Raw genomic sequence first — 14,802 nt, forward strand, 5'->3', positions numbered from 1 at the left:
GGGCGCGGCTACCCCGCCCGCTCGGCCCACCCCCGGGGGCCCCCCCGGGGGGGGGGGGGGGGGGGGCCCCCCCCCCCCCCCCCGACACCTCGCGACATTCACACACCACAAGTAAGGAATCACCCGTGGCACAAGACGTGCTCACCGACCTGACGAAGGTCCGCAACATCGGCATCATGGCGCACATCGATGCCGGCAAGACGACGACGACCGAGCGCATCCTGTTCTACACGGGAACCAACCACAAGATCGGCGAGACCCACGACGGCGCCTCGACGACCGACTGGATGGAGCAGGAGCAGGAGCGTGGCATCACGATCACCTCCGCCGCCGTCACCTGCTTCTGGGACAAGAACCAGATCAACATCATCGACACGCCCGGTCACGTCGACTTCACCGTCGAGGTGGAGCGCTCGCTCCGCGTCCTCGACGGCGCCGTCGCCGTCTTCGACGGCAAGGAGGGCGTCGAGCCCCAGTCCGAGACGGTGTGGCGTCAGGCCGACAAGTACGACGTGCCGCGCATCTGCTTCGTCAACAAGATGGACAAGCTGGGCGCCGACTTCTACTTCACGGTCGACACCATCGTCAACAAGCTCAAGGCCCGCCCGCTGGTCATCCAGCTGCCGATCGGCGCTGAGAACGACTTCATCGGCGTCGTGGACCTGGTCGAGATGCGTGCGCTGGTCTGGGCCGGCGACGCCAAGGGCGATGTCACCATGGGTGCCAAGTACGACGTCCGCGAGATCCCGGCCGACATGGCCGAGATCGTCGCCAAGTATCGCGAAGAGCTGCTCGAGACGGTCGCCGAGACCGACGAAGAGCTTCTCGAGAAGCACTTCGGTGGCGAACCGCTCACAGTTCCCGAGATCAAGGCTGCAATCCGCAAGCTGACCGTCAACTCCGAGATCTACCCCGTGCTCTGCGGCTCGGCGTTCAAGAACCGCGGCGTGCAGCCGATGCTCGACGCGGTCGTGGACTACCTCCCGTCGCCGCTGGACGTGCCCGCCATCGAGGCGCACGACCCCAAGAACGAAGAGATCGTCATCGAGCGCCACGCCGACCGCGACGAGCCCTTCACGGCTCTCGCGTTCAAGATCGTGACGCACCCCTTCTTCGGGCGTCTCACCTACATCCGCGTGTACTCCGGTCACCTGGACTCGGGTGGACAGATCGTCAACTCGACGAAGTCCAAGAAGGAGCGCATCGGGAAGATCTTCCAGATGTACGCGAACAAGGAGAACCCGGTCGACTCCGTCACCGCCGGGCACATCTACGCCGTCATCGGTCTGAAGGACACCACCACGGGCGACACGCTCTCCGATTCGCAGCACCAGGTCGTGCTGGAGTCGATGACGTTCCCCGAGCCGGTCATCGAGGTCGCGATCGAGCCCAAGACCAAGGCCGACCAGGAGAAGCTGGGTCTCGCGATCCAGAAGCTCGCGGAGGAGGACCCGACGTTCCGCGTCGAGCAGAACTCCGACACCGGTCAGACCGTCATCAAGGGCATGGGCGAGCTGCACCTGGACATCCTGGTCGACCGCATGAAGCGCGAATTCCGCGTCGAGGCGAACGTCGGCAAGCCCCAGGTCGCATACCGCGAGACGATCAAGAAGGCCGTCGAGCGTCACGACTACACCCACAAGAAGCAGACCGGTGGATCCGGCCAGTTCGCGAAGATCCAGTTCGCGCTCGAGCCGCTCGATCTGGCTGCCGAGGAGACCTACGAGTTCGACAACAAGGTCACCGGTGGGCGCATCCCGCGCGAGTACATCCCCTCGATCAACCAGGGCTTCCAGGACGCCATGAACGTCGGAGTCCTCGCGGGCTACCCGATGGTCGGTGTCAAGGCGATCCTGCTCGACGGCGCGGCGCACGACGTCGACTCGTCCGAGATGGCGTTCAAGATCGCCGGATCGATGGGCTTCAAGGAGGCTGCCCGCAAGGCGCACCCCGTGATCCTCGAGCCCATCATGGGTGTCGAGGTGCGTACCCCCGAGGAGTACATGGGCGACGTCATCGGCGACCTGAACTCGCGTCGCGGTCAGATCCAGTCGATGGAGGACGCTCAGGGCGTCAAGGTCGTCCGGGCTCTGGTGCCGCTGTCCGAGATGTTCGGCTACATCGGTGACCTGCGCTCGAAGACCTCGGGTCGCGCGGTCTACTCGATGGAGTTCGACAGCTACGCCGAGGTCCCCAAGGCCGTCGCCGAAGAGATCGTCCAGAAGAACAAGGGCGAATAGCCCTCAGGATGCCGGGGACGCACGTTCCCGGCATCCGCACCACAACTGCATATCGATCAACGTGTCTCGATTCGCGGCGTCGCCGCTGTAGCGAGATACACAGTTTCACCCCCTACGTCTCTACTAATGTAGGAAGCAATCCCCGTAGAGCACCGGTCGCAAACCAGCGCCCGGACCCTCTACATGACCGTCCTGAGGAGGACCTAGTGGCTAAGGCCAAGTTCGAGCGGACCAAGCCGCACGTGAACATCGGAACGATCGGTCACGTCGACCACGGCAAGACCACGCTCACCGCAGCGATCTCGAAGGTGCTCGCCGACAAGTACCCGTCGGCCACCAACGTGCAGCGTGACTTCGCGTCCATTGACTCTGCTCCCGAGGAGCGTCAGCGCGGCATCACGATCAACATCTCGCACGTCGAGTACGAGACGCCGAAGCGCCACTACGCGCACGTCGACGCCCCGGGTCACGCTGACTACATCAAGAACATGATCACCGGTGCCGCTCAGATGGACGGCGCGATCCTCGTGGTCGCGGCGACCGACGGCCCGATGGCGCAGACCCGCGAGCACGTGCTGCTGGCCAAGCAGGTCGGCGTGCCGTACCTGCTCGTCGCTCTGAACAAGTCCGACATGGTCGATGACGAAGAGATCCTTGAGCTCGTCGAGCTCGAGGTCCGCGAGCTGCTCTCGAGCCAGGACTTCGACGGCGACAACGCCCCCGTGGTCCGCGTTTCGGGTCTGAAGGCCCTCGAGGGTGACCCCGAGTGGACCGAGAAGATCGTCGAGCTCATGGAAGCCGTCGACGCCTCCATCCCCGACCCGGTGCGTGACAAGGACAAGCCGTTCCTGATGCCCATCGAGGACGTCTTCACCATCACCGGCCGTGGCACGGTTGTGACGGGTCGCGCCGAGCGCGGCACGCTCGCGATCAACTCCGAGGTCGAGATCGTGGGTCTGCGCCCGACGCAGAAGACGATCGTCACCGGTATCGAGATGTTCCACAAGCAGCTCGACGAGGCGTGGGCCGGCGAGAACTGTGGTCTGCTTCTTCGTGGCACCAAGCGCGACGATGTCGAGCGCGGCCAGGTCGTCGTCAAGCCCGGTTCGGTCACCCCGCACACCAACTTCGAGGGCACGGCGTACATCCTGTCCAAGGAGGAGGGCGGCCGTCACAACCCGTTCTTCACGAACTACCGCCCGCAGTTCTACTTCCGCACCACCGACGTCACCGGCGTCATCACGCTGCCCGAGGGCACCGAGATGGTCATGCCCGGCGACACCACCGACATGACGGTCGAGCTGATTCAGCCCATCGCCATGGAAGAGGGCCTCGGCTACGCGATCCGTGAGGGTGGCCGCACCGTCGGCGCCGGCACGGTCACGAAGATCCTGAAGTAACCTTCGTCGCACGTCACGAAACCCCCCGGAGCAATCCGGGGGGTTTCGTGCGTCTCCACGGTGGTGCAGACGGAGCGCGAGAGAGCGCGACGGTGACCCCGACTCACGGGACCTAGGGCCCTTCTCGCTGCCCGTACCGCGAAATAGCTTGAGCACAGCGCACGCTGCAGGGTCCGGGGAGGGACCACACCTGCGGACGAACGCACGGTTCGGGCGGTGTCCGGACGTGGATCGTACGTGACGAAGGTGTGGATATGAGCTGCGCACGCGCAAGTGAAGTGACGTCATGACACGGCCGGGCAGGTTTCCCGCCGGGCGCTTGGAGGCAGCCCGGCGGGGATCGTCCGCGGGACTCACCGCGCTGCTGGTCGTGGGGCTGATGTTCTCGGGAACCGCCACCGCCGGTGCCGCACCCCTTCCGCCGGCGGCTGGGGCCACGGCGCCCGCCGCGCCGCCCAGCGACGCCGCCGCTGAGCCCGGCGCGCCGGCCCCCGACGTGGCGCCGACCACCGATCCGGCCGCACCGCCGGCCGATCCCCCCGCACCGCCGGATCCTGCGGTGGACACACCGCAGCCGCAGGATCCGGTTCCGGAACCCACCGCCTCGGTCGATCCCGCCGAGCCGGTCACACCCGAAGCCCCGGTCGATCCCGAGGCGCCCACGGACGACACCGATGCCGCCACTGAGGATCCCGGCATCATCACGCCCTTCGCGAACGTCCAGGACTGCGTGGGCGGAAACGGACCCTGCGGCACCCTGAGCATCACCAACGTGGTGCAGGGCGGACCGGCGACGCCCAGCGACTGGGCGCTGCGAGCCACCGTCGTCGGTTCCGACGACTGGTACGACTTCGCCAGCGGTCAGTCGCGCCGCGTTCCCAAGCCCGGCACCTACACGCTCGAAGCGACCGGCACGCCCGGAGTCACCGATGACTACACCACGACCGTCAGCTGCGTCCTCAACGACACCAGCGGGGGGACGCGTCTGGAGTTCACCGCCGCAACGGCGCTTCTGCGGTACATCGGCACCACGAACTCCTCCCTGGTGGCCTCGTGCACCTTCACGCACACATATACGGCCCCCGGCACCCTCACCCTGAGCAAGGGCGGCGAGCGCACCGGCCCGCAGAGCGTCGGTCCCCTCGCCGGGGCGACGTTCTCCGTGTACAGCGGCGGCACCGACACGGCGCCCGACACAGCGCCGGCGAACCTCGTCGGCACCTGCGTGACCGACGCGAGCGGCCAGTGCGATGTCCCGGTGCCCTCCGGCGCGCAGTACTGGGTCATCGAGACGGCCCCGGCGCCGGGGTACCGCATCATCGAGAGCTTCGACGTGGGAACGTCAACCAATGTGTCTGCGCAGCCCTATCGCCTGCGCACGGCCGTGGTCCCCGCGGGCGAGACGGTGAACTACCCGCAGCAGACAGGCGGCAGCACGAACCTCCAGGCGCGCGGCAGCCAGTGGGCGAACGCCGCGATCAACCCGTCGCTGGCGCAGACGTGCGGATTGCGCGTGGGGCTGCTGGTGGACCTGTCCAACTCCCTGGCGAGTTCGCAGCAGGACCTGCGCAATGCGGCCGCCGGGTTCGTCGACGTCCTGGAGGGGACGCCGTCCTCCATCGGCGTATGGACATTCGCGGGCAGCGCGCCGGCGGTCGGTGCCGCGAACACCAACCTGGCCCTCACCCCTGTGTCCACCCCCGCCGGCGCCGCGACCGTGCGCGACAAGGTGACCGCGCTGACGGTGGTCAACACCGGCGGGTGGGAGCAGGGCACGAACTGGGATCAAGGGCTGTGGCAGGTCTCACAGGCCAGCGGCGCTGACACGCTCGACGTACTGCTGGTGCTCACCGACGGCAGCCCGACCTACTACGGTCCTCCCGGAACCGGCAGCGGAGACGCTCCCGCCGGACCCGGCAACCGCACGCGCTTCGTCGAGATGGAGAACGCCGTCTTCTCGGCCAACACGCTCAAGATCGAACGGGGCACGACCGTGGTCGGGGTTGGCATCGGGCCTGCCTCAGCCGGAGAAGTGCAGAATCTTCAGGCGATCTCCGGTCCAACTTCCGGCCAGGACTACTTCCTGGTCGAGGATTATCAGCAACTCCAGGAATTCCTGGTCCAGCGCGCACTCGGCGAATGCGCCGGAACGGTCAACGTCACCAAGCTGGTGATTCCGGCCGAGGGCGAGATCGCCGACGCGGCCCCGTCCGCCGGGTGGAACTTCGACGCGACCACCGACGCACCGGGCGTCACCATCGACCCGGCATCCGCTCAGACGAACGACACCGGCGCGGTCAGCTTCGCTGCCCGGGGGATCGAGGTGGGCGGCACTGCGCCCGTGACCGTCACTGAGACGCTGCAGGAAGGATACGAGCTGGTTCCTCAGGGGGATGCCAACGCCTCGTGTCAGGACAACACCGGCGCCGCGGTGCCGGTCACCGACAGCGGAGCGCTCGGCTTCACGACCACCGCGCAACAGGGCGGTGTCGTCACGTGCACCGTCTACAACCAGGCGCCGGATCCGACGGTCTCGCTGCGTGTGGACAAGCAGTGGATCGTCGACGGCGTGCCCTACGACGACGGGGCGCAGCCGGTGGGCACCGCTGATCTGTTCCTCGACGGGGATCCCAGAAACTTCGGCACCACCTACCCGCAGTACACCGTCGGCGACACCGTCGCGATCACCGAAGAGGTGACCGACCTTCCATCCGGCTGCGCAAACACCTCCACCGGTGCGGGTGAGTACGAGATCACCGCCGATGACCCCAACGTCGTGACCGTCACCAACACCGTCACCTGCGTGAGCACCCTGACCCTGGTCAAGTCGGTCGCCAACGGCGACGCGACTCCCGACGAGTTCACACTCACCGCATCACCGATCGGGGGCACGGGTCTGCCCGGCCCGACCGGTGTCAGCGGGACGTCCGCCCCGGTGACACCCGGCGTGCGGTACCTGCTCACCGAGACCGGCCCCGGCACCTACGTGCAGACCGTCGAGGAGGGCGCAACGCTGATCGAGGGGGCCACCGGCAGCTGGGACTGCGTTGCGGCGGGAAGCGATTACGACGGCAGCGACGGCGGGGTGACACTGTCGCTGGGCCAGCAGGTCACCTGTACGGCGACCAACCAGACGGCCACGATCGCGCTGCTCAAGCAAGTGGTCAACGACGAGGGCGGAACCCTCGACGCCGACGAGTGGGAACTGACCGCCGATCCCGGGCAAACCGAGTTCGGGCTCATCCCGACCACCGTCACGGGGGCGCCGAGTGCGACCACCGCCAACACATTCTCGGTGAGGCCAGATCAGACCTACACCCTCACGGAGGCCGGCGGTGGGCCGGGATACCGCCCGTTCGCGCTCGAACAACTGGTGGACGGCGCGTGGGTGTCGGTGGATCCTGCTGTCAGCGTGCCTGCGTTGGGGACCAGTACGTACCGCTTCGTCAACGTCGACGTGGCACCCCGGTTGACGCTCGTCAAGACGGTGACCAGGGATAACGGCGGCACCGCCGATGCCGGAGAGTGGACGCTCTCGGCGACGAGCCCCGGTGAGCCTGGTCTGTCCGGCGTCACCGGCACACCCGAGGTGACCGACGTGGCCGTGACCGGCGGCGTCGCATACACGCTCGCCGAGACCGGACCCGGCGGGTACACCTGGGAGTCGCTCACGTGCGACAACGGCGCGAGCGCATCTCCCTCGAGCCCCACACTCACGCTCGCGGTGGGGGAGGTCGTCACGTGCACGTTCGTCAACAACGACGTCGCGCCCACTCTCACGCTCGTCAAGACCGTCACCAACGAGCGGGGCGGCACCGCAGAGCCAACGGACTGGACGCTCTCTGCCACCTCGGCCGTCGGACCGAACCTCTCCGGAGTCACCGGCACGCCTGCCGTCACGGGCGTCGCCGTGACGGCGGGAGCGACCTACACCCTCGCCGAGACGGGCGGACCCTCCGGGTACGACTGGGTCCTGCTGTCCTGCGACAACGGCGCGGACATCTCGCCGGAGAATCCGAGCCTGACCCTGGGCCTGGCTGAGGACGTCACCTGCACCTTCGGCAACACAGATCTGGCCGGCAGTCTGACCATGGTCAAGCAGGTGGTCAACGACGACGGCGGTACCGCCGCTTCCGAGGACTGGGACCAGGGCCTCACGGCCCAGCCGAGCGCCGGCGAGACCCTGGCCTTCGACCACAACGAGACCATCGCGGTGCCCGGGGGCACCTACACGCTCGCCGAGATCGACCAGGTCCCCGGCTACACCGGGACGGACCTCTCCTGCACGACGGACGAGACGTCTCTGGACGAGCCGACGGTGACGGTGCCCAACGGCGAGAACGTCACCTGCACCTTCGTCAACGACGACACCGCCCCCACGCTCACGCTCGTGAAGTCCGTCGTCAATGACGCCGGCGGCGCCGCGGCTCCGACCGACTGGACGCTCGCGGCGACCACTCCCGGAGGCCCGGACCTGTCCGGTGCGACGGGGTCGGATGCCGTCACCTCGGTCACCGTCCCGGCGAACACCGAATACACCCTCAGCGAGGGCGACGGTCCGGCCGGATACGACTGGGAGTCCCTCTCGTGCGACAACGGCTCGGCAGCTTCAGTGGCGGACCCGACGCTCACCCTGGCCCTGGACGAGGATGTCACCTGCACCTTCGTCAACAGCGATGTGCCCGGCACCCTCACCCTGCTCAAGCAGGTCCTCAACGACGCGGGCGGTACGGCCGAGCCGACCGACTGGAACCAGGCTCTGACCGCCCAGCCCGCCGGCGGCGCGGCGATCCCGTTCGACCACGACGTCTCGCAGCAGGTGTCCGCCGGCGAATACACCCTGGATGAGGTCGGCGGGCCCGAGGGCTACGAGTGGACGGCCCTGTCCTGCGGCACCGGCGACACCACCCTGTCCGTACCCACCGTCACGGTGCCCAACGGCGGCGCGGTGGTCTGCACCTTCACCAACGAGGACGTCGCGCCCACGCTGACCCTGGTCAAGACGGTCACCAACGCGAGCGGCGGCACCGCGGAGCCGACCGAGTGGACCCTGTCCGCGGCGACACCGGGCGGTCCCGACCTCAGCGGCGTCACCGGAACCCCCGCCGTCACCGGGGTGACCGTCCGCGCGGGCGTCGAGTACACGCTCGCCGAATCCGGCGGCCCCGGCGGCTACGAGTGGACCACGCTCACCTGCGACAACGGCGCCACCGTCTCGCCCGATGCGCCGACGCTCACCCTCGGCCTCGCCGAGGACGTCACGTGCACGTTCGGCAACACCGACCTGCCCGGGTCGCTCACCCTCCTCAAGGAGGTCGACAACACCCTGGGTGGCAGCGCCGTGCCCACCGACTGGAACCAACGGCTCACCGCGCAGCCGCAGACCGGCGACGCCATCGTCTTCGACCACGCGCAGACCCAGGACGTCCCGGCCGGCAGCTACACGCTGGCCGAGGTGGACCAGCTGGCGAACTACGAATGGACGGACCTGTCCTGCAGCACCGGCGACGTCACCCTCGAGGCGCCCACCGTGACCGTCGCCAACGGTCAAGCCGTCACCTGCACGTTCACCAACGCGTCGATCGCCCCCATCCTGCGGCTCGTGAAGAACGTCGACAATCGGGACGGCGTCGGCACCGCCACCGCGGACCTGTGGACGCTCAATGCTGTGGCGGGTGAGACCGATCCGCGACTGTCCGGAACCGGGACGCGGACGAGTGCGACCAGGGCCGTGCTGTTCGGGCCGGCCGCCGCAGACGTCGACTACACCCTGTCCGAGACCTTCGGTCCGTCCGGCTACACAGCCGGCGACTGGGCCTGCGCGGACACCGCCACCGGCGCCACCTACCCGCTCGTCGCGGAGGGCGTGGTCCGGCTCGAGCTCGGCGGCGATGTCACCTGCGAGATCACGAACACGGCGATTCGTGCCGAAGGCACCATCGACAAGCAGGTCTCGGCGGGCTCGCCGGTGCAGAACGCCGACGGCACGTGGAGCATCGCGTACGACATCGTGGTGACGAACAACTCCGACACCTCGACATTCATCTACAGCCTCTCCGACCTCCTGCAGTATGGCGACGGGATCACCCCGACCGCGGCGAGCTGGACGGGCCCGGATGGCACATCCGGCACCTTCACCCTCCCCGCCGGCACTGCCACGTTGGCCACCGGGGCGTCCCTGCCGACATCAGGTGATCCGGCGGCGCCCGCGACGCACACCTACACCGTGACCGTGACGGCCTCCATCGCCGACGGCACGCAGGACGGCGAGACGTGGCGGTGCGACACCGCACCGGGCGTGCCCACCGCGGGCGGGTTCCTCAACGGCGCGACGCTGTCGGCGACCGATGAGGACGACCAGACCGTGTTCGACTGCGCCGAACCCGCCTTCCCCGCGCTGGTGAAGACCGGTGCGGACCCGGCAACGCAGAACCCCGACGCCTCGTGGAACGTGTCCTACACACTCACCGTGAGCAACCCGGGCACCGTGGCGCTGCAGGCGGCGCTGACCGACACCCTGCCGGACGTGCCCGAGGGCTGGGTGCTCGACGGGGGAGCGTGGACGATCGCGGCCGTCGGGGACGCGCCCGCCCCGACCGCGACCACCGCAGAGCCGGGCGAGACCGCGGACATCTGGACGGGGGCGCTGCAGCCCGCGGCATCCCTGTCATACACCGTGAGCGGGGTGCTGATCCCGACGGTCGAGGCCGTGGCACCCGGTGAGTGCGCGGCGGGCGGCGGCATCATCAACACGGCGGGCGTCACCTCCGGCGACATCGTGGTGAATGCCGAGGGCTGCGTGACGGTGCAGCTCGCCGGCGTCACCGTGGACAAGACCGACGGATCCGCGCAGCAGCTGCCCGACGGCGACTGGCAGATCGACTACGTCGTGACCGTGGCCAACACCAGCGCCACCGTGGCGACCGTGTACACCCTCACCGACGTCCCCGACCTGGGCAGCGGCATCGACCTCGTCTCCGGAACGTGGGTCGGTGCGGCGCCCGTGCCGAACAGTCCTCTGGCGGCAGGCGGCACGGCCGAGTACACCTACCGCATCGTCGCATCCATCGACCCGGAGGCCGGCGATCCGTCGCTGGTGTGCGAGCCCGGCGAAGGCGGCGCCTTCTTCAACACCGTGGAAGTGGTCTTCCCCGGCGGCAGCGACGCCGACGACGGCTGCGCCGAGCCCGGCGGACCCTCGGTGACCAAGACGGCGCAGTCGCCGACCCCGCTCGGCGGCGGTGCCTGGATCGTGTCGTACGAGGTCGCCGTGTCCAACAGCAGCGGTGTCACGGTCGCCTACACCCTGGAGGACCGGCCGCAGCCGTTGCCGACCGGCGTGACGCTGCTGGCGCCGTGGAGCGTGGAAGGCCCCGCGGTGGAACCCGCCGGCGCCGGCACCGGCACGCTCACGGCGGGCTGGGACGGCGCGGAGCAGCCCGAGGCGGCGACCGGCCTGCTACCCGACGGAGCCACCCACACGTACATCGTCACCGGCCAGGTCAGCGTCGCCGGCGCCGACCCTGACGACCTGATCTGCAGCGACTCGCCCGAAGAGGGCGGTGGCGTGTGGAACCTGGTGCGCGTCGACAACGGGGCGTTCGAGGCGACTGATGAGGAGTGCAGCGAACTGGTCGTGGCGCCGGTGGAGATCGAGAAGTCCGACGGCACCGTGACCGAGCTCGGCGCGGGGCGGTGGCGCATCGAGTACGTGGTGACCGTCACCAACACCGGGCTGGTGCCGACGACCTACACCCTCACGGACGCACCAGAGTTCGACACCGCGTTCACGATCATCGCGCAGGGCTGGGTCGGATCCCCCAACGTCGCCGACGTGGAGATCGGGGCCGGGGCCGTGGACACGTACACCTATCGGGTGGATGCCGCGTCCGCGCAGAGTCCGCTGCCGCCCAGCGCGCTCGTGTGCACCGATGAGGGCGGCGGGTTCTTCAACACGGCGACCGTCACGCACCCGGGCGGCGTCTCGTCCGACACCGGCTGCGCCGTGCCGCCCGTGACACCGCCCCCGGCTCCCGCGCACCGCCCCGGGCTGCCGGCCACTGGGGCAGCCCTGCCGACCGAACTGGCCGGGCTCGGTGCCGCGGCGCTGCTGAGCGGGCTGCTGATCCTGCTGGTCAGGCGGCGTCGCTCGCGGGCCTGAGCCCGTGGACTTGTGGATGGTGCAAGAGCGCCCAGCCGGGCGGCGACGGAGTGGCACGTGGGTATCGACGACGTGGTGAACCAGGGCAAGAAGTTCCTCGAGGGGAACAAGGACAAGATCGAAGCGGCGCTCAAGTCCGACAAGTCGGAGGAGATCAGCGACAACGCGCTGAACGCCGCGGCGGGCTTCGTCAAGAAGGTCGCCCCGGACAGCGTCGACACGCACGTCGACAGCGTCCGCGAGAAAGTCGACAAACCCGTCGGCAACGACAGGTAGCCGCCCTGAGGGCCCCGCCGCCGAGGGTGCATGTCCCCGCTGGCGAGGGCGCGTGTCCCCGCTGCCGTGGGTGCGTGTCCCCGCTGCCGTGGGTGCGTGTCCCCGCTGCCGAGGGTGCGTGTCCGCGCTGCCGAGGGTGCATGGTCCCCGGCCGGGCGTCCATTCCTCCCCAGCCGCCGCGATCCGCAGGCTATGCCGCGATGGCCCCGCGCCGACACCGTTCGGAGACCGTCGCATTCACCCTGGACGGATGGAATCCTTCGACGACGCTCTCGTCAGGTCGACGCAGCGCGACCCCGCGCCAATTCTGGGATTCACGCGGCTGCGCCGCGGCATCCATGTGAACGCCGAGGAATGGGCGGCGCAGCACGTGGACGGCCGCCAGCGGCTGCGCGCGCACGCGGTGGCGGCCAGTGCGCGGCGGCCACCGGTGTACTCGCACCTCACGGCCGCGGCGCTCTGGCACGTCCCCGTCTTCGGCAGCCGCGACACCCGCGCGCACGTCATCGAGCCCGGCGAGAACCCGCCCAAGTCCCGCGGGGACGTCGTGCGTCACAGCATCCCGCTGCCCGACGATGACGTCGTGATGCTCGACGGCCTCCTGGTCACGGTCCTGGACCGCACCGTGTACGACGTCATCCGCACGCTCCCTCCCGAGGGCGGGCTCGCCGCGTTCGATGCGGCGCTGCGTCGCGTCGCCTGGGACGACGCTGCGCACACGATCGATGCGGCTGCGAGCGATGGCTTCCGCGCCCTGGTGTGGCGCCGCATCTTCGCGAATCCCGGAGCGCGCGGCATCCGGCGCGCGCGGCTGCTGGCCGAACTTGCCGACGGACGGGCGCAGCTGCCGGGCGAGAGCGTCAGCCGCTACCGCATGTGGGAGCTCGGGATGCCGGCGCCCGACTTGCAGCGCCAGGTCATGACCGACCTCGGCTGGGCGTACCTCGACTTCGCGTGGCCGCGTCTGCGCCGGTTCGGGGAGTTCGACGGCGCGGTCAAGCTGGTGAACCCGGAGTTCACCCGCGGTCGCACTCCCGCGCAGGTCGTGCGCGACCAGCTTGCGCGACGCGCGGCGATCGAGAACGCGACCGGGTGGACCGGCATGAACTGGGGGATGCCGCAGCTCGACGATTGCGCGGCGTTCCTATCCGCCCTCACCGAACAGGGCTGGCCACGCGGGTACCGTCCGTAGCGGGGAGGTGCACTCTCGCGAGCGGGGGCATGCACTCTCGGCCGGCGGGCATGCACTCTCGGCAGCAGCGGCAGGCACTCTCGGCAGCCGCAACAGGCACTCTCGGCAGCCGCAACAGGCACTCTCGGCAGCCGCGACAGGCACTCTCGGCGGCGCGCGGGAGCGCGACACACCGCGCGACACGCCCGAGTTTGCGACACGCCCGGGCTGCACGTAGAATAGTGAGGTTCCACATTCCGGCGGCCGTTCGCGTGCCCCGGATCACTGCCAGGGCAGTGCATAGGCGGCGCACACGCGCAGGGTCCTAGGCCGCAGGCAGCAGAGCAACACTTCCAACACCAGCATCCCGGCAACGGGGCGTGCCTCGCGTGCGCAGCGCCGGTGGGGGAGCCGGGGACGAAAGCCTCCGGTTTGACAGCAGAACAGTGGTGCAGCCTTACCGCGGAAACGCGGTGAGCGAAGTGCCAAGGACGAGGGATGACCCATCCCACGTCCCCGTGCGTCCAATGCGGCCCGGATCCCGGGAACGTAAGACGCGGAAAGAGAGAGAGCAGACAATGGCGGGACAGAAGATCCGCATTCGCCTGAAGTCGTACGACCACGCCGGCCTCGATTCGTCGGCCCGCAAGATCGTCGACACCGTGACCCGTGCTGGCGCGACCGTCGTGGGCCCCGTGCCCCTTCCGACCGAGAAGAACGTCATCGCGGTCATCCGGTCGCCGCACAAGTACAAGGACAGCCGCGAGCACTTCGAGATGCGCACCCACAAGCGTCTGATCGACATCATCGACCCGACGCCCAAGGCCGTCGACTCGCTGATGCGCCTTGACCTGCCGGCTGACGTCAACATCGAGATCAAGCTCTAGGACTCGCCATGGCAGACATCAACTCAAAGATTTCCAAGGGGATGCTGGGCACCAAGCTCGGCATGACCCAGGTGTGGAACGAGAATGGCAAGCTCATTCCCGTCACCGTCATCGAGCTCGCCCCGAACGTGGTCACCCAGGTTCGCACCCCCGAGCGTGACGGCTACAACGCGATCCAGATCGCCTACGGCCAGATCGACCCGCGCAAGGTCAACCAGCCGCAGACCGCCCACTTCGAGGCTGCCGGCGTCACGCCGCGCCGTCACCTGACCGAGGTGCGTACCGCCGACGCCGGCGACTACACGCTCGGACAGGAGATCACCGCTGACGGCACGTTCGAGGCCGGCCAGCTGGTCGACGTCGTCGGCACCAGCAAGGGCAAGGGCTTCGCCGGTGTCATGAAGCGTCACAACTTCAAGGGCGTCTCGGCATCGCACGGTTCGCACCGCAACCACCGCAAGCCCGGCTCGATCGGCGCATCGTCGACCCCGAGCCGCGTCTTCAAGGGCATGCGCATGGCCGGCCGTATGGGTGGCGAGCGCGTGACCGTCCTGAACCTCACGGTGCACGCCGTCGACGCCGAGAAGGGTCTGCTGCTCGTCAAGGGCGCCGTCCCCGGCGCGCGCGGCCGCATCGTCTACGTCCGCAACGCAGTGAAGGGCTGAGA

At 68.8% G+C, this 14,802-nt stretch carries 7 protein-coding genes; all 7 read left to right on the forward strand.

The annotated features are described in order from the left end of the window. The first annotated feature begins 125 nt into the window (after window positions 1–125). The 7 genes from fusA to rplC all read left to right on the forward strand — a co-directional run bounded on the left by fusA (window position 126) and on the right by rplC (window position 14,800). Complete coding sequence (gene fusA / locus NQ152_RS06855) at window positions 126–2,240, forward strand: elongation factor G (RefSeq protein ID WP_257501482.1); 2,115 nt, start codon at window positions 126–128, stop codon at window positions 2,238–2,240. Between the two features lie 206 nt (window positions 2,241–2,446). Next, window positions 2,447–3,640, forward strand: a complete 1,194-nt coding sequence (gene tuf / locus NQ152_RS06860; protein ID WP_257501483.1) for an elongation factor Tu — start codon at window positions 2,447–2,449, stop codon at window positions 3,638–3,640. Between the two features lie 286 nt (window positions 3,641–3,926). Beyond that, window positions 3,927–11,801, forward strand: coding sequence for a SpaA isopeptide-forming pilin-related protein (locus NQ152_RS06865; protein WP_257523474.1), 7,875 nt, complete (start codon window positions 3,927–3,929; stop codon window positions 11,799–11,801). 57 nt (window positions 11,802–11,858) lie between these two features. Then, the gene (locus NQ152_RS06870) at window positions 11,859–12,077 is read left to right on the forward strand and encodes an Rv0909 family putative TA system antitoxin (RefSeq protein ID WP_257523475.1); all 219 of its coding nucleotides are present in this window, start codon (window positions 11,859–11,861) and stop codon (window positions 12,075–12,077) included. A 250-nt stretch (window positions 12,078–12,327) separates the two neighbouring features. Next, the gene (locus NQ152_RS06875; protein WP_257523476.1) at window positions 12,328–13,269 is read left to right on the forward strand and encodes a hypothetical protein; all 942 of its coding nucleotides are present in this window, start codon (window positions 12,328–12,330) and stop codon (window positions 13,267–13,269) included. Between the two features lie 557 nt (window positions 13,270–13,826). Further along, window positions 13,827–14,135, forward strand: coding sequence for a 30S ribosomal protein S10 (rpsJ, locus tag NQ152_RS06880; RefSeq protein ID WP_116648288.1), 309 nt, complete (start codon window positions 13,827–13,829; stop codon window positions 14,133–14,135). Between the two features lie 8 nt (window positions 14,136–14,143). Further along, window positions 14,144–14,800: a 50S ribosomal protein L3 gene (gene rplC / locus NQ152_RS06885; RefSeq protein ID WP_257501487.1), complete on the forward strand. Its 657-nt coding sequence runs from the start codon at window positions 14,144–14,146 to the stop codon at window positions 14,798–14,800. Window positions 14,801–14,802: the final 2 nt, after the last annotated feature.

Source organism: Microbacterium sp. zg.B48 (genome assembly GCF_024623505.1).
Lineage (GTDB): Bacteria > Actinomycetota > Actinomycetes > Actinomycetales > Microbacteriaceae > Microbacterium.

What these genes read in the sequence shown, in the direction of transcription:
- NQ152_RS06865 (WP_257523474.1), top strand. Translation starts at nt 3,927, where the DNA reads ATGACACGGCCGGGCAGGTTTCCCGCCGGGCGCTTGGAGGCAGCCCGG.
- NQ152_RS06875 (WP_257523476.1), top strand. Translation starts at nt 12,328, where the DNA reads ATGGAATCCTTCGACGACGCTCTCGTCAGGTCGACGCAGCGCGACCCC.
- rpsJ (WP_116648288.1), top strand. Translation starts at nt 13,827, where the DNA reads ATGGCGGGACAGAAGATCCGCATTCGCCTGAAGTCGTACGACCACGCC.
- rplC (WP_257501487.1), top strand. Translation starts at nt 14,144, where the DNA reads ATGGCAGACATCAACTCAAAGATTTCCAAGGGGATGCTGGGCACCAAG.